Below are 215 nucleotides of genomic sequence, written 5' to 3'. Positions count from 1 at the left end.
GGCTAGGCGGACACTGTCTCCCGCGCCTCCAACTTCTCCCAGTCCTTCCACAACCGCTTGGCCTCGGCCTTCGCAGGCCCGACCGAGGCGTCCTTCACGTGGCCGAAGCCGCGGATCTGTTGCGGGACCTGGGCGAGTTTCACGGCCAGGTGGTGGTGGGCCTTGTCGAGGCCGGTCAGGATGCGGTCGAGGTCGGCTTCGTAGTCGGCGAGGAG

At 67.9% G+C, this 215-nt stretch carries 1 pseudogene (cut by a window edge); it reads right to left on the bottom strand.

The features are described 5' to 3' along the window. Positions 1 to 2: 2 nt before the first annotated feature. Positions 3 to 215, bottom strand: a pseudogene (locus QZV94_RS08170) (indolepyruvate ferredoxin oxidoreductase family protein) (it continues 3,244 nt past the right edge of the window).

It is taken from the genome of uncultured Phenylobacterium sp. (assembly GCF_902826855.1).
Taxonomy (GTDB): Bacteria; Pseudomonadota; Alphaproteobacteria; order Caulobacterales; family Caulobacteraceae; genus Phenylobacterium.
The sequence above is the reverse complement of the archived record's forward strand: the minus strand, read 5'-3'. Positions and strand labels throughout refer to the sequence as shown.